Annotated in this window: 25 protein-coding genes; 6 read left to right on the top strand and 19 right to left on the bottom strand. The window is 42.0% G+C overall.

Annotated features, from left to right (window positions below):
- Positions 1 to 361: 361 nt before the first annotated feature.
- The 5 genes from JOC77_RS01755 to hprK all read right to left on the bottom strand — a co-directional run bounded on the left by JOC77_RS01755 (position 362) and on the right by hprK (position 4358).
- The gene (locus JOC77_RS01755; RefSeq protein WP_204537751.1) at positions 362 to 886 is read right to left on the bottom strand and encodes an acyltransferase; all 525 of its coding nucleotides are present in this window, start codon (positions 884 to 886) and stop codon (positions 362 to 364) included.
- Positions 883 to 1542, bottom strand: a complete 660-nt coding sequence (gene ppaX / locus JOC77_RS01750) for a pyrophosphatase PpaX (protein ID WP_204537749.1) — start codon at positions 1540 to 1542, stop codon at positions 883 to 885. The genes JOC77_RS01755 and ppaX overlap by 4 nt, the downstream gene beginning before the upstream one ends.
- Positions 1529 to 2482, bottom strand: coding sequence for a nucleoside recognition domain-containing protein (locus JOC77_RS01745; protein WP_377336206.1), 954 nt, complete (start codon positions 2480 to 2482; stop codon positions 1529 to 1531). Before JOC77_RS01745 ends, ppaX begins: the two co-directional genes overlap by 14 nt.
- 86 nt (positions 2483 to 2568) lie before the next feature.
- Complete coding sequence (gene lgt, locus JOC77_RS01740) at positions 2569 to 3381, bottom strand: prolipoprotein diacylglyceryl transferase (RefSeq protein WP_204537745.1); 813 nt, start codon at positions 3379 to 3381, stop codon at positions 2569 to 2571.
- 38 nt (positions 3382 to 3419) lie between these two features.
- Entirely contained in the window at positions 3420 to 4358 is a 939-nt protein-coding gene (gene hprK, locus JOC77_RS01735; protein ID WP_204537743.1) for an HPr(Ser) kinase/phosphatase, read from the bottom strand.
- 304 nt (positions 4359 to 4662) lie between these two features.
- Here hprK and nagA point away from each other — a divergent pair, with 304 nt between their 5' ends.
- The 3 genes from nagA (at position 4663) to JOC77_RS01720 (ending at position 7851) form a co-directional block, all read left to right on the top strand.
- Entirely contained in the window at positions 4663 to 5844 is a 1182-nt protein-coding gene (gene nagA, locus JOC77_RS01730) for an N-acetylglucosamine-6-phosphate deacetylase (RefSeq protein ID WP_204537741.1), read from the top strand.
- Between the two features lie 408 nt (positions 5845 to 6252).
- A complete protein-coding gene (gene nagB / locus JOC77_RS01725; protein WP_204537942.1) occupies positions 6253 to 6990 on the top strand; it encodes a glucosamine-6-phosphate deaminase in 738 nt (245 codons plus the stop codon).
- A gap of 117 nt (positions 6991 to 7107) precedes the next feature.
- A complete protein-coding gene (locus tag JOC77_RS01720) occupies positions 7108 to 7851 on the top strand; it encodes an N-acetylmuramoyl-L-alanine amidase (protein WP_204537739.1) in 744 nt (247 codons plus the stop codon).
- A 346-nt stretch (positions 7852 to 8197) separates the two neighbouring features.
- Here JOC77_RS01720 and JOC77_RS01715 read toward each other — a convergent pair whose 3' ends face one another.
- The 7 genes from JOC77_RS01715 to JOC77_RS01685 all read right to left on the bottom strand — a co-directional run bounded on the left by JOC77_RS01715 (position 8198) and on the right by JOC77_RS01685 (position 16033).
- Positions 8198 to 8548 (bottom strand): phage holin family protein, encoded by a 351-nt coding sequence (locus JOC77_RS01715; protein WP_204537737.1) that lies wholly within the window; start codon positions 8546 to 8548, stop codon positions 8198 to 8200.
- On the bottom strand, positions 8545 to 8742 hold the full coding sequence (locus JOC77_RS01710; RefSeq protein WP_204537736.1) for a PspC domain-containing protein: 198 nt from the start codon (positions 8740 to 8742) through the stop codon (positions 8545 to 8547). The genes JOC77_RS01715 and JOC77_RS01710 overlap by 4 nt, the downstream gene beginning before the upstream one ends.
- A 22-nt stretch (positions 8743 to 8764) precedes the next feature.
- Positions 8765 to 9895, bottom strand: a complete 1131-nt coding sequence (locus tag JOC77_RS01705; protein ID WP_204537734.1) for a DUF4097 family beta strand repeat-containing protein — start codon at positions 9893 to 9895, stop codon at positions 8765 to 8767.
- A gap of 28 nt (positions 9896 to 9923) precedes the next feature.
- Positions 9924 to 10226 (bottom strand): magnetosome magnetite crystal formation protein family, encoded by a 303-nt coding sequence (locus JOC77_RS01700; RefSeq protein WP_204537732.1) that lies wholly within the window; start codon positions 10224 to 10226, stop codon positions 9924 to 9926.
- Between the two features lie 288 nt (positions 10227 to 10514).
- The gene (gene uvrA, locus JOC77_RS01695) at positions 10515 to 13394 is read right to left on the bottom strand and encodes an excinuclease ABC subunit UvrA (RefSeq protein WP_204537730.1); all 2880 of its coding nucleotides are present in this window, start codon (positions 13392 to 13394) and stop codon (positions 10515 to 10517) included.
- A 7-nt stretch (positions 13395 to 13401) separates the two neighbouring features.
- The gene (gene uvrB / locus JOC77_RS01690) at positions 13402 to 15381 is read right to left on the bottom strand and encodes an excinuclease ABC subunit UvrB (RefSeq protein WP_204537728.1); all 1980 of its coding nucleotides are present in this window, start codon (positions 15379 to 15381) and stop codon (positions 13402 to 13404) included.
- A gap of 424 nt (positions 15382 to 15805) precedes the next feature.
- Entirely contained in the window at positions 15806 to 16033 is a 228-nt protein-coding gene (locus JOC77_RS01685) for a CsbA family protein (protein WP_338047164.1), read from the bottom strand.
- Positions 16034 to 16469: 436 nt separating this feature from the next.
- Here JOC77_RS01685 and JOC77_RS01680 point away from each other — a divergent pair, with 436 nt between their 5' ends.
- Positions 16470 to 17339 carry a thermonuclease family protein gene (locus JOC77_RS01680; RefSeq protein WP_204537726.1) on the top strand — a complete coding sequence of 290 codons (870 nt, stop codon included), beginning with the start codon at positions 16470 to 16472 and terminating at the stop codon, positions 17337 to 17339.
- A 395-nt stretch (positions 17340 to 17734) separates the two neighbouring features.
- Here JOC77_RS01680 and JOC77_RS01675 read toward each other — a convergent pair whose 3' ends face one another.
- The 7 genes from JOC77_RS01675 to JOC77_RS01645 all read right to left on the bottom strand — a co-directional run bounded on the left by JOC77_RS01675 (position 17735) and on the right by JOC77_RS01645 (position 23933).
- Positions 17735 to 18463 carry an amino acid ABC transporter ATP-binding protein gene (locus JOC77_RS01675; protein WP_204537938.1) on the bottom strand — a complete coding sequence of 243 codons (729 nt, stop codon included), beginning with the start codon at positions 18461 to 18463 and terminating at the stop codon, positions 17735 to 17737.
- A 25-nt stretch (positions 18464 to 18488) separates the two neighbouring features.
- A complete protein-coding gene (locus JOC77_RS01670) occupies positions 18489 to 19154 on the bottom strand; it encodes an amino acid ABC transporter permease (RefSeq protein WP_204537724.1) in 666 nt (221 codons plus the stop codon).
- A gap of 36 nt (positions 19155 to 19190) precedes the next feature.
- A complete protein-coding gene (locus tag JOC77_RS01665) occupies positions 19191 to 19970 on the bottom strand; it encodes a transporter substrate-binding domain-containing protein (protein WP_204537936.1) in 780 nt (259 codons plus the stop codon).
- Between the two features lie 224 nt (positions 19971 to 20194).
- Positions 20195 to 20356, bottom strand: a complete 162-nt coding sequence (locus JOC77_RS01660) for an aspartyl-phosphate phosphatase Spo0E family protein (protein WP_204537722.1) — start codon at positions 20354 to 20356, stop codon at positions 20195 to 20197.
- A gap of 166 nt (positions 20357 to 20522) precedes the next feature.
- Entirely contained in the window at positions 20523 to 20891 is a 369-nt protein-coding gene (locus JOC77_RS01655; RefSeq protein ID WP_204537720.1) for a hypothetical protein, read from the bottom strand.
- A gap of 264 nt (positions 20892 to 21155) precedes the next feature.
- Positions 21156 to 22508, bottom strand: coding sequence for a murein hydrolase activator EnvC family protein (locus tag JOC77_RS01650; protein ID WP_204537718.1), 1353 nt, complete (start codon positions 22506 to 22508; stop codon positions 21156 to 21158).
- Positions 22509 to 22754: 246 nt separating this feature from the next.
- Complete coding sequence (locus JOC77_RS01645) at positions 22755 to 23933, bottom strand: trans-sulfuration enzyme family protein (RefSeq protein ID WP_204537716.1); 1179 nt, start codon at positions 23931 to 23933, stop codon at positions 22755 to 22757.
- Positions 23934 to 24243: 310 nt separating this feature from the next.
- Here JOC77_RS01645 and JOC77_RS01640 point away from each other — a divergent pair, with 310 nt between their 5' ends.
- Positions 24244 to 25089, top strand: a complete 846-nt coding sequence (locus tag JOC77_RS01640; RefSeq protein ID WP_204537714.1) for an aldo/keto reductase — start codon at positions 24244 to 24246, stop codon at positions 25087 to 25089.
- A gap of 155 nt (positions 25090 to 25244) precedes the next feature.
- Complete coding sequence (locus JOC77_RS01635; protein WP_204537712.1) at positions 25245 to 26099, top strand: manganese catalase family protein; 855 nt, start codon at positions 25245 to 25247, stop codon at positions 26097 to 26099.
- The last annotated feature ends 46 nt before the right edge of the window (positions 26100 to 26145 follow it).

Raw genomic sequence — 26145 nt, 5'->3', positions numbered from 1 at the left:
TTCAATGTCCTGCGGGAAAAGCGGTATTGTCTAGCTGCAGACTGACACCTTCGGTCATAAGCCAATCGCCATCAAAAGGCAAAAAGCGCCTTTCGCTGACGCTCGTCTTATGTCTGTCAGGTGTCTGACTTTCTATATAGTAGTTTTTTAAACGAGTTTGTTCATCACAGTTCTCTATAAAGAAGTACCTTGAAAGTCACCGTCCTCCTCTTTTCTCTTAAGGGAGACCCCACAGGCGTTTAACGCCGAGGAGGCTCCGGGACCGCCCGCGGAAAGCGAGTGCCCTTCGATGCAATCAACAGGCAAGCTTAACAGAGCTATAACAAAAAGGACTTGCGGCACCATTGCCGTCAAGTCCTTTTTATTGATCCAAAGCATCCAAGTCCATTCGTTCCTGGAGCTGCTCTTTCGTATAGATAATCTGCATCGGATTGCCGCCTGCGAATGCACCAGCAGGAACATCCTTATGCACTAATGTGCCTGCTGAAACGATTGCACCGTCTCCAATTTTCACCCCTGGCAGAATGGTCGTGTTCGCTCCAACCATCACTTCATCGCCTATTACAACTTCACCTAGCCTATATTCCTTTATCAGATACTCATGTGCCAGAATGGTCGTGTTATAGCCGATGACTGAATTCCGTCCGACGGAAATTTTCTCAGGAAACATAACATCCAGCATGACCATAAGCGCAAAAGAAGTTTGCTCTCCTATGTCCATCCTTAAAAAAGTACGATAAAGCCAGTTTTTCACCGCGAGAAAGGGAGTATATCTTGCTGCCTGTATCACCACGAAGTTTTTTACTACCTTCCAAAAAGGCACAGTTTTATACACATGCCAAAGGGAATTAGCTCCTTCAACGGGATATCGGGTAGTACGCCTCATTCGTTCTCCTCTGCCCCAACAACCGCCAGCAAATCACTCATAGTTTCAAGAATATAATCAGGTTCAAATTGATCCAGGTAGTTTCTGCCTTTAGCCGTCCAGGAAACTCCCGCTGTCTTGGTTCCTGCGTTTTTCCCGCCCAGGATATCGTGGTGATTATCTCCCACCATGATCGCTTCCTCTGGCTTCGATCCTAAAATCCGAAGTGCCTTTTCCAGAGGTTCAGGGTCCGGCTTCGCCCGTTCCACATCATCAAGGCCTATGACTACATCAAAAAACCGATCAAGGCGTCCAACCTTCAATCCTCTGAGAACGGTATCATGAAGCTTTGTTGATACGATGGCCATCTTATAACCTGCTTTATGGAGAGCTTCCACTGTTTCGTATACACCTTCAAATTCCTTCACCAGCAGGTCATGATTAGCTAAGTTAAATTCCCGGTATTTCTCTACCATTTCATGTGCCAATTGCTGATCAACACTATAAAAGGAGTCATAAAGCGGAGGCCCCATAAATGGGAGGACATCCTCCTGCTTATACTTATCGGGAAAATACAGATTCAGAGTATTTATAAAGGATTCAATAATTAAATCGTTTGTATTAATCAAAGTACCGTCTAAATCAAATAAAATGGTAGTAATTTTAGATGTTCTCATAAGATGCTTCCTTTCGTATTCTGACCAATTCTGCCCTCTTCCACAGATGCGACACAATCAATGTTAAAATAAACGCCGTAATGACCCGGATCAAGAGAAGGGGCAAAACAGGGATACCGAGAGGAATGAATATGAGAGTATCCTCCACGAAAGCATGACATGCTACCAGAAAAATAAAGGCAAGCGTTGCATCTTTTTTGCTGACTCCATCTTCCTGGACAGCCTGAATCATTACTCCTGCACCATAAGCAAGGCCCAGGATCAGCCCGGAGGCCATCGTCATGGAGGCATTCTTATTCATGCCAAGTACCTTCATCATAGGTCCCAAGGCGTCAGACACCTTTTCGAGCCATTTTAATTCTTTTAAAATTTGAATGATAATCATTAACGGAATGACTATGATTGCTAGCTTCAAAATACCTATCAGGGCCGTTTCCATTCCATTCATTAGAATGGGCACAGCCCCGGAAACATCGCCTCCGCGTGACTTCAGCGATCCATATTGAGCCAGTTCGCCGCCTCCATGCCAGAACAGGTTGATCAGGACAGCCGAGACCAAAGCCAATCCAATTCTGACAGACAGAATCACCCATAGCTTAACGCCTACTTTAAGGGCTACACCTGTCTCGATTAAGAGATTGTGGCTGAAGGAAAGCATGACAGCCAGAATAAATACTTCTTTTACCGTTAAATCCAGTGTTAGAATGCCCGCTATTCCCGCATAAAGGTTCAGGAAATTACCAAGCACCAACGGAATAGCGGCTTCCCCCGGCAGTCCCAGCACCTTCATAAAGGGCGAGATTCCTTTAACAATCCAGCCAAGCACTGGAGTGTATTGAAGGATAGAAACAATTAAGGTGACAGGAAAGATCACTTTCCCGAGTGTCCATGTTGTCTTTAACCCAGCCAGCAGTCCCCTTTTTAACATACCAAGAAACAATACTCTTCCCCCCTGTGAAATCTTAGCCATCTGAAACCGTGATCTGCTGCCTTGTTTCACCCTTTAAGCAGCAGGACCAGCTCTCTTTATGCATCCTTATAGCGTTCAGCTGCCTGGCCTCTTACACGGCGGTAAATCAATATAGCCAGCGAAATGACAATGAGTGACAGCGACAATACCTGTGCAATACGCAAATAATCTGTAAGCATAAGACTATCTGTTCTTAATCCTTCAATGAAAAAGCGGCCGATTGAGTACCAGATTACATAAGTTAAGAAAAGCTCTCCGCGGCGCAGATTTACTCTCCTCAAATAGAGAAGCAGAATAAATCCGGCTAAATTCCACAGTGATTCATATAAGAATGTCGGATGATAATAAGCTCCGTTTATATACATTTGATTCACGATAAATTCAGGTAAATACAGGCCTTCTAAAAAGCTCCGGCTTACTTCGCCGCCATGAGCCTCCTGGTTGATGAAGTTTCCCCATCTCCCGATCGCCTGGCCCAGGATGATGCTTGGCGCAGCGATATCGGCCACTTTCCAGAATGATATTTTTTTTATTTTTGTAAAAATGTAGGCGGTCAGCACAGATCCGATAAGAGCTCCATGTATAGCTATTCCGCCTTCCCAAACCTTAAAAATCGCTCCGGGATTCTTAGAATAATAGTCCCATTCAAACAGAACATAATAAATCCTCGCACAAAGGATGGCAGCCGGAACAGCAAATAAAATTAAATCAAGGAACGTATCCTTTGAAAGCCCGCGCCGTTCTGATTCTCTCATGGCAAGCAGAAGGCCTAATAGAACCCCTGTACCAATAATGATTCCATACCAATGGACCGAAAGAGGACCAAGCTCAAAAGCTATTTTGCTAATTGGCTCAAATGCATTCTCCATTTCTCATTTTCCCTCTCTTTATCTAACATTCCTTTTTTCTACACTTCGTCGTGATGGTCGCTTTCCATAATTACGTCTGCAAGCTTGCTTGTAAACTGCTGTGCAGCATTATAACCCATGCGCTTCAATCGGAAATTCATGGCTGCCACTTCAATGATGACCGCAAGATTTCGTCCGGGACGCACCGGCACAATAAGCTTTGTAATATCAGTTTCAAGAATTCTTATTTTTTCCTCATCAAGACCCAGCCGGTCATACTGCTTCGCTTTTTCCCATAGTTCCAGGTTAATCACAAGGGAAATTCTCTTATAGTTCCGGACAGCGCCTGCCCCAAATAACGTCATTACATTAATGATCCCCAGCCCTCTAATTTCCAATAAGTTTTGCAGCAGCTCAGGAGAATTTCCAACAAGTGTTTCCTCATCTTCCTGGCGGATCTCTACACAATCATCGGCTACAAGGCGGTGTCCCCTCTTGACTAATTCAAGAGCTGTTTCACTTTTACCTACTCCGCTTTTTCCAGTAATTAAAACGCCAACGCCGTAAATATCGATAAGAACTCCATGAACCGCAGTGGTTGGTGCAAGTTTAAATTCCAGATAATTAGTCAGCCTGCTAAAAAGCCTTGTCGTTTTAGATGCAGCACGCAGTACCGGCACAGATTCGCGTTCAGAAGCTTCAATAAGATACTCAGGAATCTCCTGGCCTCTTGTAACAATAATACATGGAGTCAGATCGCTGCATAATGAGTGCATTCTCTGCTTTTGTTCGGGCATACTCAGCTTGTCATAAAACTCCATTTCTGTCATGCCAAGCAGCTGCACCCGTTCTGCAGGATAATAATCAAAAAAGCCAGCCATTTCAAGTCCGGGCCTCGATAAATCACTCGTTACGATCGGCCTGTTTATTCCCTCTTCGCCGCTTATAAGCTCCAGGTTAAATTTCTCAATAATATCTTTCGTTCGGACCTTTGCCAAATAAATTCCTCCTTCTGGAGACACTTTAAATATGTATCATTTTTTAATATCAATTTATTCTTTATATTGTAGCATTTTTCCCGATGAAAACCTATTGCCTATAAGAAAGCACGAGGAATAAAGAATGATTTGCTCATTAAAAAGTGTCTTTTACAATGAGGATAATAGAAGAAAAATATGCGGCGAAAGAGTTCTGTTACAAGCTTTATAGGAAGTCAGCCAGCTCCCCGCACCCTGAATTCGTTTTTAAGGTACAATAAGAAATAGAAAAAACGATAATCAATGCCGCAGGAGGTACGAATGAATGAAATCAAACTCAGTTTTAATTAAAAACGCTGATATTTACCTTGAATCAGAAATTATACCAAGAGGCTACGTGCTGGTTAATAACGGAAAAATTGCTGAAGCTGGACAAGATCCGTCTCACATCCTCACAGATGACATCATTGTCGTTAATGCGGAAGATGGTTCAAAACTTATACCTGGATTTATAGATGTACATATTCACGGTGCGGCGGGTGCTGACACCATGGATGCCACACCGGAGGCTATACATACAATAGCTTCGGCCCTGCCTGCTGAAGGCACAACAAGCTTTCTGGCAACGACCATAACCCAGGGTGTCGAAGAGATCGAAGCAGCAGTTATTAATGCTGGAAATTATCGTGGGGAACGGTCCAAACCGGGTGAAGCGGAGGTATTAGGAATCCATTTAGAGGGGCCCTTTATTAATCCCTCAAAAAAAGGGGCACAGCCAGAAAAGCATATTATCGCTCCCGATATAGAGCTGTTTAAGAAATGGCAGACAGTTTCCGGCAACAGTATCAAATTGGTTACAGTAGCTCCGGAACAGCCTAATGGTCTTCCCTTTATCAGCTTTCTTCATGAAACAGGAGTTGTTGCTTCGATGGGCCATTCCGATGCTACTTTTGAACAGATGGAAGCCGCTGTAAAAGCAGGTGCGAGACAAGTTACTCATTTATTCAACGGCATGCGAGGGCTTCATCACCGGGAGCCGGGAGTAGCCGGAGCGGCGCTTTTAATGAAGGATTTACATGCAGAAATCATTGCTGATGGAAATCATGTAAGGCCAGAAATGATTCAGCTTGCTGTTAATGCAAAGGGAAAAGAGGGTATTATTTTAATAACAGACTCTATGCGTGCAAAATGCATGCGGGCTGGCACTTATGACCTTGGAGGACAGGAAGTCACCGTGGAAAACGGACAGGCACTTCTTGAAGATGGGACTCTTGCGGGAAGCATTTTAAAAATGGTTGACAGCGTGAAAAACATGCTGCACTTTACCGACTTGGAGCTGGCAGATGTCATTCGCCTTGCTTCCGAAAATCCAGCGAAACAATTAGGAGTGTATGATAGAAAAGGAAGCATTGCTAAAGGAAAAGATGCTGACCTGGTCCTCTTGAACGCTGATTTACAGATCACAGCCACCTATTGCCGTGGAGCTTCCGGCTATAGCCTGCAATGATTTCAACTCTTGGCTTTATTAAAGTTCATTATTGATTTTGGCACTATATTGATTGGATCGGATACGGGGACACCTGCGAAAAACGGGTATTGTCCAGCTCCGGACTGACACCTTCGGTCATAAGCCGAGCGTCATCAAAAGACAAAAGCACCTTTCGCTGTCGCTCGTCTTATGTCGGTCAGGTGTCTCTGCATTACATGATTTTTTAACGAATTTGTTCATCACAGTTCTTTTAGTAAGAAGTACTTTGAAAGTCACCGTCCTCCGCTTTTCTATTAAGGGAGACCCAGCAGGCGTAAACGTGAGAGAAGGCTCCAAATCAGCCCTCGGAAAGCGAGTGCCTGCAGCGGCAATAACAGGCAGTTTAACAGAGCCTAACAAATAAAAAGAGGTGAAAAAACATTGAACATACATGTCATCAGAGCAGAAAATTATGAGGAAATGGGCCGAATAGCCGCTAAAAAAGTGATTAAGCTTATTAAGGAACATCCTGCTGCAGTCTTAGGATTGGCTACAGGAAGCACTCCCGTAGGCCTTTACCGGGAACTTATACAAGATTACCGCCAAAATGGAACGAGCTACCGCAGCGTACGCACGGTAAATTTAGACGAATATGTTGGGTTAGATCAAACCGACCACAACAGCTATTTTAGCTTTATGCGTGAAATGCTTTTCAGCCATATTGATATAAAAGAACAAAACACAAATATACCTAATGGAAAAGCTGACAGCCTTGAGGAGGAATGCCTCAGATATGACAGGCTGATTACAGATCTCGGGGGCGTAGACTTGCAGGTATTGGGCATTGGGCGGAACGGACACATCGGCTTTAATGAACCCGGCACCTCGTTCGAATCCAACGTACATGTGGTTCAGCTAGACCAAAGCACGAGAGAAGCCAACTCCAGATTCTTTGACAGTATAGATAGTGTTCCAAGTGAAGCTCTTACAATGGGAATTGCCACTATCCTTAGAAGCAAAGAAATTCTGCTTCTTGCATCAGGCGCTTCCAAAGCAGAAGCCATCAAACAGCTTTTTGAAGGCTCGGTGAGTGAGGAATTCCCAGCTTCCATTTTAAAAAACCATCCAAATGTTACTCTCATCGCTGACCAGGATGCACTTCAGCTAGCAGGAAATATTGAATAATAAGCCTTGAAGGATTTCTTATGACAGAAATCCTTTTTTTCTGTAAAGTGGCTCCTTTTTTCTTAAAAATTCATATATTAATAATGGACAAGTCATTTTTAGATTGGAGTTTTGCATATGAAAATTATGCTCGATGCCGGGCACGGCTATAATACACCCGGCAAAAGAAGCCCAGATGGTTTAAAAGAATACGAATTTAACCGTGCTGTCGCCAGTTATGCCAAAGCCAGTCTCCTTACTTATCAGAATGTAACCGTCTATTTTGCTCATTCTGATAAAAATGATGTACCGCTAAAGCAGCGTACAGATTTTGCAAATTCACTGGAGGTAGATGTTTATGTTTCGATTCATGCAAACGCTACTGGAAATGGAGTAGATTGGGTAGATGCAGCTGAAGGTATTGAAACGTATGTCTATACCTCAAAACCTAAAGAGGCCTTTGAACTGGCAAAAAAAGTACAAGCCAGCCTGATTAGTAAAACAGGCATGAAAGATCGAGGAGTTAAAACAGCTGACTTCCATGTGCTCAGGGAAAGCCATATGACGGCAATTCTTATTGAATGCGGCTTTATGACCAGCCGCAAGGATATTAAACTGCTGCGTTCCGACTTCTACAGAAAAGCCTGTGCAGAAGCGATTGTTAAAGCACTAGCCCAGCAATACGGCCTAAAAGCAAAACCAAAACCAGCTCCCGCAAAGCCCCCGGCGGCTAAACCCACTCCAGCACCTCTCCCTTCGAAACCTTCGGAACCAGCTTCAGAACTTCACAAAGTTCAAGTCGGAGCCTTTAAAGAAAGGAAAAACGCAGAAGAACTTGTAGAGCAATTAAAAAAAGCCGGCTTTGATGCCTCTATTTTATGATTGCTTTTTGTAAAAGCATCCCGGTGGAGACCTCTCTGGCGGGAGTTTTTTTGTGTGCCGGGTTTTTTTTTAATAGGCTGGTTTGCGCGTGAAAATTGGATACTGTGTGTGAAAATCCAGTTTACCCTCGTTAAAACAGGCCGCTCGGCACGGAAATCCTATACACTAAATCGGAAACCAGCTGGTTCTGCGCGATAATTCGGATTTCTGCGCGAAAACTTAACGGCTCTACGCGGTAATCCAGTTCTCCGCGCGAGAATTCAGATTTCTGCGCGGACACCAACATTATAAACAGACAGGATATCAAATAAAAATGGCGCCGGATAGCATCCAGCGCCGTGTCTTTTTATGACTTATCTTCTTTTAACAACTTATTCATAACTATATTCAAAAGCGCCATTACTAGTGAAGCAACTAATGCAGTGCCAAATCCCGCAATCTCGAACGCTTCTCCCATGAGCCCGTCTGTCAGCATTAATGTGGCAGCGTTGATAACAAGGATAAAAAGTCCTAACGTCAGGATCGTTACTGGCAGGGTAAGGAAAATCAGGATAGGCCTGACGACCATATTCAGAAATGATAGAAGCAAGCTTGCTCCTAATGCAGCCCCAAATCCTGATATGTAAATTCCATTTAAGAAATGAGCCAGCAATATAAAAATGAAAGCATTAAGAACTAACTTAAGCAGCCATCTCAATGCTGATCCCCCTCATTTGGAAGGATGAACATGAGAATAAAATATACAAAAGCCAGTGAGAAGCCGGTACAAATTAACGCTATAAAGAATATTAACCGAAGAAGAGTAGAGTTCACCCCTAAGTATTGCGCGGCGCCTCCGAGAATTCCTCCCACTTTCCGGTTGGTTCTGGATCTTGTTAATTTTTTGCTCAATTGAATATACTCCCTTCGAACTCTATGCTTCCAAAAACTCTCTGTTAACCGAGATGGAGCCTGACATAGATTCTCCTAATACAAGTATTTTCTGTGCAGATTGCTGATCAGCTTTAAACCGCAGAATTTTTTTGCCGACATCGCTTTTTTCCTCGACTACATCAATTCCGCCAAGATTTATGTTAAAGCCTCCTAGATTGGTTTTTAGATCCCCATCAATTGCGGCGCCTGCAGGCAAATAAAGATCTATGCTGCCGGTCACAGCTTTTGCACGGATGCTTTCACATTCTTTATTATCTATCCTGCACTCTATATGACCATTAAAGGAGTGCAGATCTGCTCTTTGGCAGGATCCGCTCACACGAATAGGCCCATTAATGGTCTCCGCCTCAATAGACTGGAAACTGGATCGTTCCAAAGTAATCTGCCCATTCGCTGTTTCAAACTCGCCTGCTTTTCCCGTTAATTCAGCAAGAGTAATTTTTCCATTTGCCGTTTTAGCATGAATCTGGTTTACTTGCAGCTTTTCACCATGGGCCGAGCCGTTGAACATTCTGATTGTAATCCTTTCGTAATTGCGGTCAGGTACGAAAATTTTTGCTGATACTTTCATCCACTTTTGATCATTGATAAATTGAAATGTTCCTTTCTCAACAGCGAATGTGGTTTCTTTCATAAACTCGCTTACTGCTTCTGACTGTTCTTTGACTCGATACACCCTTACTTGACATTCCGCACGAACCTCTTTGCTGGCCCAAGGGACGATTTCAATATTTCCATTCGATACATCAGCTGCTATTTCTGAAAAATCCTGGTCTGATATTTGAAAAATATGAGATATTTCTTTGTAGGGACCAAAATTCAAGTCCAGATCAAAGTCCTTTATTTTAGTTAAAGCGGTATCAACAAAATCAAAGAGCTTATCTTTTGCCACCATTACCTTTTGATTGAATGTATCCTCTTTTGTTGGCTTGCCTGCTGTCTGTTTAGCGCTGGAAGGAACCATCGCTGACAGTTCCTTTACCATTTCCTCTTGCTTCACCGATTTTTCTAAAGACGATTTTTCTAATTGTTCTAATAGTGTAAGAGCTTCTGCTGCAGTTAGTTTCCCTTGTTCTACCATCTCGAGAACTCGTTTTCTTTCTTCTTGCATTCTCAGATCCCTCCTGCAAATTAAACTACTACTTTAATACTTTGATTCCTCTGACAATATTCCAAATCAGTACAATAAAGCATAGTAATCCGTACAGTACAAACCCGAGCATTGAAAAAACGGGTATGCCTCCTCCTGTAAAGTCGCCAACCGCACCCAAAATGATAAACAGAAGCCCCAGAAAGGGAACCAAGTGTGAAATGAATGCCTTTTTAGAGTGTTCTTTTACAAAATAGTCATCAGAAACAAAATATAAAATAATAGGCAATAAAAACGGGGCGAAAAAAATACTAAAATAACTCAAGGCAGCTAAAAGCTTATTTGTATCCATTTATCATTTCTCCTCTTTTGAATCAATCGATGGCCACTCCCTAATCAAACCCGAGGAGTATAACTCCATTCTATGTATTTACTTATTACGATATGGCTAATGAAAAGGTTTCAGACTGGAATAAAACTTAGAATTTCTTCGACATTCTTTAACGACAAGTTTTTTTAGGATCTTTATCAAAATTTCCTAGGAAATAAACATCTTCTTCATACTTTAATTAAACGTTTGATTAAACGCAGTTCGACTAATTGCGATAAAAAAATAAAAAAGCAAGCCTAACCGGCTTGCTTAACTGCTTGCATGTTGTTTTTCTTTTTCTTCAATAAGCTTTTCCATTCGGTGACGGTCACGTTCCAGAATAGGACGTAAATATTTACCCGTGTATGATTCTTTAACCTCAGCAATTTGTTCAGGAGTACCCGAAGCGAGGATGGTTCCTCCCTTGTCTCCGCCCTCTGGACCAAGATCTACGAGAAAATCTGCCGCTTTGATTACATCAAGATTGTGCTCGATTACTAAAACGGTATCTCCGTTATCCACCAGTCTCTGGAGCACAACCAGCAAGCGGGCAATATCATCTACATGAAGTCCGGTGGTCGGTTCATCCAGGATATAGAAGGAACGGCCCGTTGAACGGCGGTGCAGTTCTGAAGCGAGCTTTACACGCTGTGCTTCTCCTCCTGATAAGGTTGTAGCAGGCTGGCCTAATTTAATATAGCCAAGTCCTACGTCAAATATAGTCTGCAGCTTACGGCTGATTTTAGGAATATTTTCAAAGAAGCTAATCGAATCTTCTACAGTCATGTCCAGCACATCCGCAATATTTTTGCCTTTGTATTTCACTTCGAGCGTTTCACGGTTATAGCGTTTACCATGGCATACTTCACATGGAACATAGACATCCGGCAGGAAGTGCATTTCAATTTTAATAATTCCGTCACCGCGGCATGCTTCACAGCGTCCGCCTTTTACGTTAAAGCTGAATCTCCCTTTTTTATAGCCCCGCACTTTTGCTTCGTTAGTGGAAGCATAAACATCCCGGATATCATCGAAAACCCCTGTATAAGTTGCCGGGTTCGAACGCGGTGTCCGGCCTATAGGAGACTGATCAATATCAATCACTTTATCCAGGTAGTCAATACCCTTAATCTCTTTATGTTCTCCGGGCCTGCTTTTGGCTTTATGAAGCTTTTGAGCTAACGCTTTGTGAAGAATCTCATTGATTAAGGTACTTTTTCCTGATCCAGACACACCGGTTACAGAGATAAAGGTTCCAAGTGGAAACTTAGCATTTACGTTCTTTAAATTATTTTCTTTCGCTCCTTTAACCTCAATATAACGGCCATCCGGTTTCCTTCTTTCCATAGGAAGAGGAATGAACTTCTTTCCTGATAAATACTGGCCTGTTAAGGAGTTTGAATCGTTCATCACCTCTTCAGGCGTTCCAGCGGAAACGATATTCCCTCCATGGACTCCTGCGCCAGGACCGACATCAATCAAATAATCGGCTGCAAACATCGTATCTTCATCATGTTCAACAACTATAAGGGTATTTCCGATATCCCTCATGTTTTGCAGCGTACCGATCAGTCTGTCGTTATCCCGCTGGTGGAGTCCAATAGAAGGTTCATCCAGTATATATAGTACACCTGTCAGGCGGGAACCAATCTGGGTAGCAAGCCTGATCCTCTGCGCTTCACCGCCGGAAAGAGTTCCTGCAGCACGGCTTAGTGTAAGATATTCAAGACCCACATTGGCAAGGAATCCGAGTCTTTCATTAATTTCACGCAAAATTAATCTGGCTATCTGAGCTTCTTTTTCAGTCAGTTCAAGATTTTTAAAGAAATCAAGTGATTCTTCAATAGATTTCTTTGTGACTTCCCCAATGTGGCTTCCCTGTATAAGAACTGCGAGTGTTTCTTTTTTCAGGCGGTACCCTTTACATGTTGGACAGTCATGGTGTGCCATATATTTTTCCATCTGCTCACGGATATAATCTGAACTTGTCTCCTTATATCTGCGTTCTACGTTCTTTATAACACCTTCAAATTTAATATAATTCTCACGGACCTGTCCAAAATCATTTTCATATCTGAAATAGATCTTGTCTGTGGCTGAACCGTACAGGATTTTCTCCAGCTGATTGGTGGGTAAATCCTTTACAGGTACGTCTAAATCTATCCCGTAGTGGTTTGCAACCGCCTCTAGCAGCTGCGGGTAGTATTGTGAACTTGTAGGTTCCCATGGGGCAATTGCATGATTTTTCAGCGAAAGCTCCTTGATCGGGATCACAAGCTCCTTATCCACCTCGAGCTTCGAGCCGAGTCCATCGCAGTCAGGGCATGCCCCAAACGGACTGTTGAACGAGAACATGCGCGGCTCTAGTTCAGTGATGGAAAATCCACAAATCGGGCAGGCATGATGCTCGCTGAAAAGAAGCTCTTCCTCACCGATTACATCTACAATTACCTTCCCATCCCCAAGTTTTAAGGCGCTCTCAAGGGAATCCGCGAGACGTCCCTGTATGCCGTCTTTTACTACGATCCGGTCAACGATTACTTCGATGGAATGTTTTTTATTTTTCTCCAGCTCGATCTCATCGCCAACATCATACATTTCTCCGTCCACCCTTACACGCACATAGCCCTGCTTTTTGATATCTTCAAGTACTTTGGCATGCGTCCCTTTACGTCCCGAGATTACCGGCGCCAGGACCTGCATCTTTGTCCGTTCAGGATATTTCATAACTCGGTCGACCATTTGTTCAATTGTCTGGGAGCTGATTTCAATATTGTGGATAGGGCAGGTCGGTCTGCCTACCCGTGCAAACAGCAGCCGCAGATAATCGTAAATTTCCGTTACGGTACCCACTGTTGAACGGGGATTACGGCTGGTCGTTTTTTGGTCAATTGAGATTGCAGGAGAAAGGCCTTCAATCGCATCGACGTCAGGCTTATCCATTTGCCCTAGAAATTGACGGGCATAAGCAGAAAGGGATTCAACATATCTCCTCTGCCCCTCAGCATAAATAGTATCGAAGGCCAGGGAAGATTTCCCGGACCCCGATAACCCAGTCAGCACAACAAGCTTATCTCTCGGAATGGTGACGTCAATGTTTTTTAGATTGTGGGCTCTGGCTCCTTTTACAACTATTTTATCCATAGCCATATTTGTGTCATCCTTCCGCTTTAAGTTCTAATAATAGATCGCGCAGTTCAGCAGCCCGTTCGAAGTTCAAGGCTTTTGCTGCCTCTTTCATTTCTTTTTCCATATCGGCAATCATTTTTTCTCGTTCCTTCTTATTCAGCTTGCCAAGCTTCACGGCTGGAGAATAAGTTTCCTGCTCCTCTGCCGCATGTGTCGCGCGAATAGAATCGCGGATCTCTTTTTGAATCGTCATTGGAGTGATGCCGTGCTCTTTATTGTGAGCTTCCTGCATTTCCCGGCGGCGTTTTGTTTCTCTTATGGCGATCTCCATGCTGTTGGTAATCTTGTCGGCGTACATGATGACATGCCCGTTTGCATTACGCGCAGCACGGCCAATCGTCTGGATAAGAGATCTTTCAGAACGGAGGAACCCTTCCTTATCCGCATCCAAAATGGCAACAAGAGAGACTTCAGGAATATCCAGCCCCTCTCTCAGCAGGTTGATCCCGACTAGAACATCGTATTTACCCATTCTTAATTCACGGATAATTTCAATCCGTTCTAGTGTTTTTACCTCAGAATGAAGATATTGAACCTTAATTCCAATTTCTTTAAGATAATCCGTGAGGTCTTCAGACATTTTCTTCGTCAGCGTCGTAATTAGCACTCTTTCATTCTTTTCAATCCGATCGTGGATTTCTCCGATTAAATCATCAATCTGTCCCTGGATTGGACGTATTTCGATCTCTGGATCCAATAATCCTGTAGGCCTGATAATCTGCTCAATCATTTCAGGTGTATGCTCAATTTCATACGGGCCCGGTGTTGCGGATACAAATATAGATTGATATACCTTTTCTTCAAATTCCCCAAAGCGAAGAGGACGGTTATCCATAGCTGATGGGAGGCGGAAGCCATGATCAACCAGAACTTGCTTTCTTGCCTGGTCACCGTTAAACATCCCGCGGATTTGCGGAAGAGAAACATGGGATTCGTCGACAACGAGCAGAAAATCCTTAGGGAAATAATCAATAAGTGTATATGGAGTAGAACCAGGTTGTCTTAATGTAAGATGGCGGGAATAGTTTTCTATTCCAGAACAAAATCCCATCTCACGCATCATTTCAAGATCATAGCGGGTCCGCTGCTCCAGACGCTGTGCTTCAAGAAGCTTATTGTCTTCCCTTAATTCTGCCAATCGTTCTTCAAGCTCATTTTCAATATTCTTTATCGCGATCCTCATTTTCTCTTCACGGGTAACGAAGTGGGATGCCGGGAATATAGCTACATGGTCACGTTCAGCTAATATCTCGCCTGTTAATGCATCCACTTCTCTGATTCGATCAATTTCATCGCCAAAGAATTCGACCCGGATACAGTGTTCATCCCTGGAAGCCGGGAATATCTCGACCACGTCGCCTCGTACGCGGAACGTTCCGCGCTGGAAGTCAATATCATTTCTTTCATATTGAATATCTACTAATTTTCTTAGAAGCTGGTTACGCTCAATCTCCATTCCGGTCCTTAAGGATAAGACCATTTCTCTGTACTCTTCCGGAGAACCGAGGCCGTATATACAGGATACACTTGCAATCACAATAACATCTTTGCGCTCGAACAAAGATGATGTTGCAGAGTGGCGAAGCTTATCTATTTCATCATTAATGCTGGAATCTTTTTCAATAAATGTATCCGTCGACGGAACATACGCTTCAGGCTGAAAATAGTCATAATAACTGACGAAATATTCAACAGCATTGTTAGGAAAAAACTCCTTAAATTCACTGTATAACTGACCTGCCAGCGTTTTATTGTGAGCAATGATAAGAGTTGGTTTATTCACTTGCTGTATCACATTAGATATGGTGAACGTTTTACCCGTTCCGGTGGCACCAAGAAGTGTTTGGAACTCCTTGCCCTCTCGAAGACCTGCTACAAGTTTTTTAATTGCTTCAGGCTGGTCTCCTTGAGGACTGTACTTTGAGACAAGCTCAAATCGATTTTTCACAGAACAATCCTCCAATCAACAATTTATATAAATCCTTCTTATGAATTTGCTGTTATCGACTATAACGGAAATGTCCCTGAAAGCAGAATTTTTCTATCAGGGTAACGAGAGAACAACAATTTATGAAAAAATAAAAAAGCCTAGTTATTAATAAAATCTAGGATGGATGCCTAAAAAATAACTAAAGCGTTCTATGCTGTATCTATTTAATATAGTAAAGACATAATCCTTCAGATGCATACCTTGAAAGAGTATGTTTGTAAGATAAAAAGCCATATAACCATTCTACCACAAAGCACCTAAAAAAAACCAATGAAAAGCGAACGTTCATTCTGTTTATTCGATAAGCAATATTTGTAAAAACTGGATTTTGTCCAGGACGATTCATACAGCATGTTTAACTTCAATAAAAAAAGCGCCTTTATCAGGCACTGTTCTTATTTTTCTTAATGAAGTTATTAGAAAGCCAGAAACCGGCAGTCAGGGAGAATGCATCTATTACGATTAGAAGCCAGCTATTTGTGTAACCTTTATAAACAGAAACTGCGATCAAAGCCACGGTAAGGCTCAGGGCAACTATTTGATTAAAGGTAACTCTTGAAAAAAGCATAACCATTAAACCGGGGAAAAAAAGAGCAGACAGAACTTTCACGGCTTGTAATCACTCCTTATACGACCTCAAAAATATTCTTGATAGATTTATTTTATTATATGTTTCAAATGATAGCATTACTTTATTATAGGCTCTGTTAACTTACCAGTTGATTGCAGCGAAAGGCACTCACTTTCCGCGGGCGGTCAGGGAGCCTCCTCTCACGTTTACGCCTGTGGGGTCTCCCTTGACCCGCTTTTCCCGCAGGACATTGAAGAACCATCCTCGAATTCTCACCGCACGAAGGAAATGCGAATGCATTTTCGAGGATCTCGCACCCTCCACTCCAATCAACATAGTGCCAAAAACAACAATGAGCTTTATCATAGCCTTATTATAAAGGCTCTTCCCTTTTCCTTATAGTCTATTAATTTTTTATATGGTAGCATAGAATGAGATATTTCAGGCGCTTTTACAGCAGTTAGGGAGGTTTACTATGAAATTCAGATCCATTTTTATATCAGTGCTTCTTACCATTTTTACCTTAACAGGATGCACATCTGCCCCGGAGCATAAAAGCCAGGATGACACAAAGAATACGAATATAGAAGAAAAGCAGCCTTCAGGAGCTGGCCAGGATGCAGGCAGCAAAGGATCAGACAGCAGCCAGGCCAAAGCACCTGTTAAAGGCCTGAAAGCTATGGTTGTTCATATTGTAGACGGAGATACAATTGATGTAAAATTAACCAACGGGAAAAACGAAAGAGTCCGATTGATTTTAGTAGATACTCCTGAAACCAAACATCCAAGGCTAGGAGTCCAGCCATTTGGAAAGGAAGCTTCCGCTTTTACCTCCACCAATTTAATAGCACGTGAAGTTACGCTTGAGATCGATGCAGAGGAGAGAGACCAATACGGACGGCTCCTTGCATATGTCTGGGCAGGCGATAAATTGTATAATCAGATTTTGATAGATCAAGGCCTGGCAAGAGTTGCCGTATATCCTCCAAACACAAAGTATGTCGATCAGTTCAGAGAAGCAGAGGATAAAGCACGCAAAGCAAAAAAAGGCATCTGGAGCATTGAAAACTATGCTGAAGAGGATGGCTATCATTCAGAAGCCAACGAAACGTCACCCACCGATTCTTCAGTCAAGTCTTCTTCTACAGGAAGCAGCTACGAAAACAAACCAGGTGACGATACAGAGAAGAATACAAGCTGTTCAGGAAAAATAAAAGGGAATGCGAATTCGAAAATTTATCACGTACCGGGCGGCAGTCATTATGAGAGCACAACCGATAACATTGTCTGGTTCTGTTCTGAGCAGGAAGCTAAGGACTCCGGTTATCGGGCTTCGAAGCGGTGAGTAGCTTCGTTGACAACAAGGAAGGCTTGCGACTTAAAGAAAAGCATACATCTTGAAAAATAAGCATTAATTGAAAAAGAGAAGCATAGCATTTAAAGCTTAAGCATAGATAAGCATACAACCTAAAAAGATAAGCATAAATGTTCAAATGTTAAGCATAAATTCTTTAAACGTAAGCATACAACTCAAAAACCTAAGCATAACTTGCAAGACTGGCCGCTTGGACGCTCCGGTGATTACTCGAAATTGCCGATTTCCCTTCAAACAGATGCAAAATGTGCAGCAAAAACATAAAAAAAGATGGTTTTCCAGCTCAATCTGAGCGGAAAACCATCTTTTTTCATGTATAACCTCCTACTGCAATTGCCCTTCCCCTTTAACTTAAGGGGAATGCTTTATTTTACAGTAGTAGCGCTCAGGAAGGCCTGGGTGCGTTCGTCTTTTGGATTGGTGAAGAATTCCTGGGTGCTGGCTTCTTCGACGATTCTTCCCTGATGCATGTAGATGATCCGGCTGGCCACCTCACGGGCGAAGCCCATTTCGTGGGTTACGATGACCATGGTCATTCCTTCCCTGGCCAGTTCTTTCATTGTGTTGAGAACTTCTCCTACAAGCTCGGGATCGAGGGCAGATGTTGGTTCATCAAAGAGCATGATATCAGGCTTCATGGCAAGGGCTCTTGCGATGGCCACACGCTGCTTCTGCCCGCCGGACAATTTGCTTGGATAAACATCAGCCTTATCCTCGAGGTCTACCTTGCGGAGGAGCTCCCTAGCTTCCTGGACCGCCTGTTCCTTAGCTATCTTTTTCACCTTAGTCGGCGCTTCAATGATATTTTCCAGCACAGTCATGTGCGGAAATAGCTGGAAGTGCTGGAACACCATGCCGACCTTCTGACGCACTTCATTAATATTTTGCTTACCTTCGCTAATCTCTTCACCTTCAATAATAATGGTGCCATTATCTCTTTTTTCGAGAAAATTCAAGCAGCGCAGCAGCGTACTTTTACCAGAACCGCTGGATCCGATCAAGCATACTACATCACTTTCATACACATTTACATCTATATCTTTTAACACATGTAAGTCACCAAATGATTTATTCAGTTTTTCTACACGGATCATTTCTTTTTTCACGTTGTGTTCCTCCTTATCGATCGCTCTTTGCCAGTTTCTTTTCTAATACATTTACGGCTAATGTTAATAGTGCAACTAGGATCAGATAGTAAATGGCTACGATTAATAAATAAGTCATTTCATCAAAGTTGTTAGATCCCAGCGTAGTTGCTACGTTAAACAATTCGTTCATTGAAATGAAAGCGGCAAGAGAAGAATCTTTCAATCCTATGATAAATTGGTTTCCAAGCGGCGGAAGGGCGCGGCGGAAAGCCTGCGGCAAGATAATACGGCGCATCGCTAAAGACTGCGTCATGCCAAGTGACCGGCCAGCTTCCATTTGACCTTGGTCAATGGATTGGATGGACCCTCTAAATATTTCGGAAATATAGGCTCCGTTATGGAAAGCGAGTGCCAGGGCAGCAGCCCAGAAATCAGGTATTAAAAAGATTCCGCTCAAACCGAAATACAAAATAAAGATCTGTACAATCAGAGGGGTCCCGCGGACAAGAAATACATAAGCATCGGAAATCCATCCTAATACTTTAAAGTTTGAGATTTTTAACAAAGCAAAAAACAATCCTATTATAATTCCTAGCAAGACCGACACGACTGTAAGCTTAAGCGTCAGAATCATTGCGTCTATAAATACACCTTTTGTTTCACCAAAAGTACTTAAAAAATGAGAAAAACTAGGCAAGAATTCCATCTCCCTTTCATCCAATAGTTACAAAATTCATTCTGGTTTTGTTGTGATATCTTCTCCAAAATATTTCATGCTGATCTTTTTCAGAGTTCCATCCTTACGAAGATTTTCAAGCGCGTCATTTACCCGCTTAACAAGCTTTGGATTATCCTTAGGAATAACGATAGCCTGTTCACTTCGTTCAATGAGCTGCCGTCCTTCAATTTTGAATCCTTCTTTACGGGCGGTTTTACCGGTGACAAAATCGGTTATGACTGCATCATGGCGGCCTCCGTCAAGAGCTTTTAGAGCTGTTATATCACTGTCATACATTTTTAAGTTTGAGGTATGTTTTCCTGCTACATCCGCGTACGTGGAGCCTTTAGCGACTGCAACTTCTTTGCCTTTTAAATCATCGGCGGTTTTGATTTTGCTGTCTGGTCTGGTGAAGATTTGAGGACCTGAGTAGTAGTAGGGAGTAGTGAAAGCGACGTGTTTACTTCGAAGCGGATTAATCGTATGGCTGGCGACCGCTGCATCTGCTCTTCCTGTTTTAACTCCTTCGACAATACCTTTAAACTTCAGCCGCTTCGGCACAGGCTTTAAACCCATTTCCTTTGCAACTGCATTACCAACCTCGACGTCAAACCCCTTCATTTTCATATCATTAGTCATATAACTGAAGGGAGCGAATTCGCCTGAAGCTGCAAAAACAAATTCATCTTTGTTTACAAGCTCTGATCCATCCGCGAGCTTGTCTTTCTCTGCACAAGCAGACAATATACTTATGAGAAAAAGAATGGATATAAAGAGCAATATATTTTTTTTCATCATGCTGCTTTTATTTCTCCTTTCCAATGGCTTCTACCTGCCAATACTTTATGAATATAATAATAGCCTCGTAGTTTTATTACCCCTTCCTTCAAAAAACTAACCTATTTATTTTGGGGAATGCCCCTGCTCAGCTAATAATTTCCAATAATAAAAAGGATGAATGCGAGATTCATCCTCTTCTGCTAATGATATTTTTCCTTTAAATGTATACTGTTTATATATTACTCGTTCTTTAATAATGATTGATATAAAGCAATATATTGATCCAGCGATTGGCTGACCTGTATAGTTTCGGCTGAATGGACACCCATAATAAGTGCAGTATGTATCATAGTTAGGCGTGTATCTTCTATCTTTTTTTCTAAAAAGGCCTTATTCATCATGAAGTATCCATCCTCCGTTTACTAGGTTTGTTAGGAAGATTTTACTATAATCAAAGAGTAATTGATACTATATTAGTTAACTTTCATCTATAATTGTTTACATTTATCAACTGATTAAAAAATATCAAGATTTTGTATCAATTCTATTTAATAAATAGAAAATTTTTCATTTAGAATACTTCCTGATGAATTTTTTTATCTGCTGCATATGATGGTCATCGTGCTCGATATCTCCCTGAATAAATTGTCTGAGTGTTAAAGGCTTTTCCCCGATTCGAAAAGTTACATTGAAATCTGCATGTTCCAATTTTAAAGCCGATTTCCGTCTCCAGCTGATTGCTTCATCTAATATTTCCCATTTAGACTTTCCTGAATGTGCATATTCTTTAGCAAGTTTATTCATTTCGTCCACATTAACTTCGCTTTTTTCAAGGTCTCTGCCCTCCAGCATAGGTGGAAATCGTTCTTCTAGGATGAAGTGGGAAACAATTGCCGCCAAAGACCATTGATTTTCGCCAATAGGTGAAAAAAACAATTCATCCGAGGTGAGTTTAGCTGCTCAAAAAAATGGATAATTTTTGTATAGTCTCGAATAATATCCTCCATTCAACCCCTCCTAATTAAGCTATACCTAATTTACTCTCCTGTTTAATGTACTAAATATAATAAGTTCCCGGTAAATAACATTCGAAAAAATCAAATAATTCTCTTCAAAAAAAATATGCAGAAGGTACTTTCAATAATGAAAGAGCTTCTGCATATTTCCAATTAACTGTTAATTTTTAGTTTTACTATTCTATTAAAGTGGTATATAAGAAGCAGGGTTTACAGCATTCGATTTTGCCGCATTCCACTCGCCTTTATGAAGCTCGAAATGCAAATGCTGGCCGAAAGACTGCCCTGTATTACCCATATATCCTACTTGCTGTCCCTGTGCCACGACTTGTCCGCTGCTTACACTCATAGAGTTCAAATGAGCATAAACAGTAGTGAATACCTGGCCGTTAATAGAATGCGATACTAAAACGACATTTCCGTAGCTGTCTGAATAATAAGCGCGTGTAACCACACCGTCTGCTGCAGAGACTACTGGAACACTGCCTCCTTGAGCAATATCCACTCCATAATGGAAACCAGGAGAAGGGTTTGTACGGTATCCAAATGGTGATGTTAACATGCCGGCTGATGGCTTAACGAAATTACTGCTGGAAACAGCTCGTGCTGGAGTGCTCTGGCGGACTGGCGCCTGCTGCACAGCCGCACTCTTAGGCACTGTATGCTTCGTTGCAGGTGCTGCACTAGCGGCTGCTCTTGCTGCTGCCTTTTGTCTTTCAGCTGCTTCCTGTGCCGCACGTTCTCTAGCTGCTTGTAATGCAGCCTGATGTTTTTTCTCTAAATCAATGGCTTTTTGAATGGCTGAACCCTGAGAGGCCAAAATTTCAGCTTCTTCCTGAAGATTCATCTTTTCATCAGCAATTTGCTTTTCCTTTTTAGCAAGCTGCGCCATTAAACGGTCTTTTTCTGCTTTTTGCTTTGTAAGGTCCGCCTTCATAGCTTGAAGATCACTGAGCATATTCTTCAGATTTGCTAATTTATTTTTGACTGCAGTCTGTTTTTCTTCAAGATCTTTCTTATCCTGCTCATGCTCTTTGATTAGTTCCTGATCAGCATCCATAATGGTTGCTACTGCGCCTACTCTGTCTATAAAATCGCCGAAATCACTGGATCCAAATAATACTTCCAGATAATCAACGTTCCCGCCGCTCTCCTGGAATGAACGTGCACGGTTTTTTAAAAGTTCGTTACGTTTTTTAATGCGTTCTTTTAGAATAGCAATTTCTTGGTTTAATTGTTTAATCTCATTTTCCGTTTTGTGGATTTCGTCCACTTTCGCGGTGATTTTTTCATTTGTACTTGTGATTGTAGTGTCTATTTTTTTAATTTCTTCTTCTAAATTAACCTGTTTTCCTTGCAGCGATTCAATCTGCTTTTCAGCCTGAGTGATGCTGGATTCTACGGCTGAACGTTTTTCGTTGTTTTGCTGCTGCTGGTTTTTAAGACTATTTAAAGTATCCGCATTTGCAGGTGCAGATGCTAAACTGCTTAAACCAATAATTACTGCTGTGCTCAAGCTAATGACATACTTCTTCAATCCGCTTTCCCCTTTCGTCTCCCATGTACTCTCTCTCTATATTCATCTATTAAACTGGTATAAACATTAATTAACAATCTTTGACTATATTTGATGAGTTTCTACACATGCCATTATAGCACCCGTTTTTTTCAAAACGAGGGTAATTATATTACAATTATGTTTCAAGACTATCCCTTCATATCCTTAACATTCCTAATTTTACTAAAAATCCCAAAATAAAAAAGAGGTATATATTTCCTCTCTTTATCTCGCCATCAATGCCTTATTTAAATCATCAATCAACAAGTCTGCATGTTCGAGTCCTACAGAAAGTCGAATAATGCCAGAGCTGATTCCCTCTTCCTTTATTTTTTCGACATTATAACCATAGTTTGGGGAAAGAACGAGACTTTCATAAGAGCCCCAAGATACTCCAATTTGAAACACTCTCATATTATTGATTACCATTTTAACTTGTTCAAAGCTTTCCTCTTTCAACTCAAAGCTTATTAATCCAGAAAATCCAGTTAGGAAATCACGTGCTTTCTCATAATCAGGATGCGAGGGCAGGCCCGGGTGGTGCACAGCCGAAATTTTTGGATGGGACGACAAAAATTCGGCAATCTGCTTTGCATTATCTTGATGAGCAAGCATTCGTAAGGGGAGGCTCCTCAGTCCTTTTAAGAGCAGTGATGCTTCATAAGGCCCCATTACACCGCCCATAAGCAAATATTCTTTGTTAAAAATGGATTCCATAATCTCCTTGCTTGTAATTAACGCCCCTCCCATGAGATCGCTATGACCGCCAAGATATTTAGATAGCGAATGGACCACAATATCAATGCCATATGTGAGTGGCTTTTGAAAGAGCGGCGTGGCCCAGGAATTATCCAGAATGGTGCGGATGCCTTTAGATTTTGCAAGTGCTGCTACAGCTTTAAGATCAATAATTCGAACATAGGTATTGGTCGGGTTTTCCATATAAATAACTTTGGTTTGATCAGTTATCGCAGCTTTAATATCCTCTATCTCGGTAGAATCAATGATCGTGTGTTTGACCCCGAATTTTGATAGATATTTCAATAGGTCCAAGGTGCAAGCATACAAATGGCTGATACACAGGATGTGGTCCCCCGATTTCACACTAGCCATTAAGCTTGCCGAAATGGCAGCCATACCGGACGAAAAGCATTTGCAGGTTTCTCCCCGCTCTAAAGCAGCCAGCTTCCTTTCTGCTGCTTCTACTGTAGGATTGGTCCCCCTCCGATATACATAATTGGTTTGCTGGTTCTTTTCGGCCTCGATAAACGCCTCAAAGTTAGTGTAGGTAAAGAGCGTATTCCCATATGTCGGCGGAATCACCGCCCCCTCAAATCGCTCCGACTCCTCACTATAATTCATACAAATTCTCTGGTCTCGATAGAATTCTTCTTGCTTGTTCATAAATGTTCCTCCAGCCATGCTCTTTTAACCATAAGTAGTATTAGGAATAAGATCTTAAATCATGCTTCCTTCTCTCCTTAAGAGTAAGAGCAGCATCAAGGAAATGTAAAACAGAGCCGTCTCCTGAGGAATACGCTCTTCATTTAATGAAAAACAAACCAAAAATGAAAATCAAGTATTCAATGCGCCCCTTTACCCGTGTGGTCCAGGTTTTTATTTATTCCCAAGATTCAGTCAAATTATTTGACTAAGTCTAACAGGAAGTAGATACTTTTTCCATAAGCATTCTAATTTAAAGGAGGAACATAAGATGACAGCAAACAGCTTGCAAGATACAACTGTATTACATAATGGGGTGAAAATGCCCTGGTTTGGATTAGGAGTTTGGAGAGTTGAAGAAGGCGATGAAGTCATTTCATCTGTAAAGGCAGCTATAAAAAATGGCTATCGCAGCATTGATACAGCAGCCGTTTACAAAAATGAAGAAGGCGTTGGCGAAGCAATCCGCCAGGCACTTGAAGAAACAGGCCTAACACGTGCGGATTTGTTCATTACTTCAAAAGTATGGAATTCAGATCAAGGATACGATTCTACTCTTGAAGCATATGAGGCAAGCTTAAAAAGACTCGGCCTTGAATATTTGGATCTTTATTTAATTCACTGGCCTGTAGCCGGGAAATATAAAGACACTTGGAAGGCTCTTGAGAAGCTTTACAAAGAGGACCGTGTCCGGGCTATCGGCGTGAGCAATTTTCATGTTCATCATTTAGAAGACCTTTTAAAAGATGCAGAAATCAAGCCAATGGTAGATCAGGTAGAATATCACCCGCAGCTTGCACAGCATGCACTCCGCACCTACTGCAAAGACCAGGGGATTCAGCTTGAAGCATGGTCTCCATTAATGCAAGGCGGCTTGTTCGAAAACGAGGTGCTTAAACAAATCGCACAAAAGCACCAGAAAACAGTTGCACAAGTTATTCTTCGCTGGGATTTACAGAATGAAGTGGTTACCATTCCAAAATCAGTTAAAGAACACCGCATTATTGAAAATGCAGATGTTTTTAACTTTGAACTTTCATCAGAAGATATAGCTGCGATTGATGAACTGAATAAAGACCAGCGTGTAGGCGCTGATCCAGATAACTTTAACTTCTAATCAATCGTAAAAGGGACAATCTCCAAAGTGGGGGCTGTCTTTTTTGTTGGGAAATAACTCGGGAAATGGGGACAGTCCCCACAGAATATAATTTTCTAAATAGCAAATGATACATGTGTAGTGTTTTAAGTTTGCAATTGAATGGAGGCATACACATGTTTTATTATAAGCAAGAGTTGATAAATCCGATTATTCCTGATAAGCCAGATCCGGCTGCTGCTAAGGTTCTGCAGGAGATTCTCGGCGGGCGCTTTGGTGAAATGCGTACGATGTTGCAGTTTTTCTTTCAAAGCAGTAATTTTCGTGGAAAAGCATTGCAATTCCGCGATATGCTGAAAGGAATTTTCTTAGAAGAAATCGCTCATGTCGAATTAGTTCAGCATACTATTAATGCTCTATTAGATGATACGGGTGCAGCGATGCCAGGAGATGCTGGTGCAGATGGAGCTCCCCTTGACGAAGCCATCAAGCATGGACTGCCCCATCATTTTATTATGGGTGCTCAAAGCTCTCTTCCTGAAGATGCTAACGGCAACCCATGGTTGGGATCTTACGTTTATGACCATGGTAACTTAATTGCAAATCTTCTTGATAATCTGGTTTTAGAATCCACAGGCGTTCTGCAAAAAACTAGAATTTACGAAATGAGCTCAAACAAAGCTTTGCGCGAAACGGTTGCTTTTCTAATCGTAAGAGACAATGCCCATCAGAATGCATTTGCTAAGGGCCTGGAAACGCTTGGCGTAGACTGGGCTAAACTATTCCCTGTTCCTAACTATGATATAAATAAATATCCAGAGTGCCGAAAGTATGTAGATATGGGCTTCCATAATGTTCAATTTAACTTCAGATTAGATGAAACCAGAATCGGCGAAATTTTAAATGGCGAATCACCTAGCCGGAATGGCGGAGAATTCTCAGTAGTCCAGCCTCCGGCAGGCCACCCGGTTCCAGAGCTTCCTGAAAGACCAAATGAGCATGCTCCTGGAATAACTGACATGAACCGATAAACAAAAAAGGATTACTTTTAGCGCTTTTGCCTAAAAGTAATCCTTT

Origin of the sequence: Peribacillus deserti (genome assembly GCF_016909175.1) — a bacterium.
Classification (GTDB): Bacteria; Bacillota; Bacilli; order Bacillales; family DSM-1321; genus Paraperibacillus; species Paraperibacillus deserti.
This window is presented reverse-complemented; position numbering and strand designations above follow the sequence as displayed.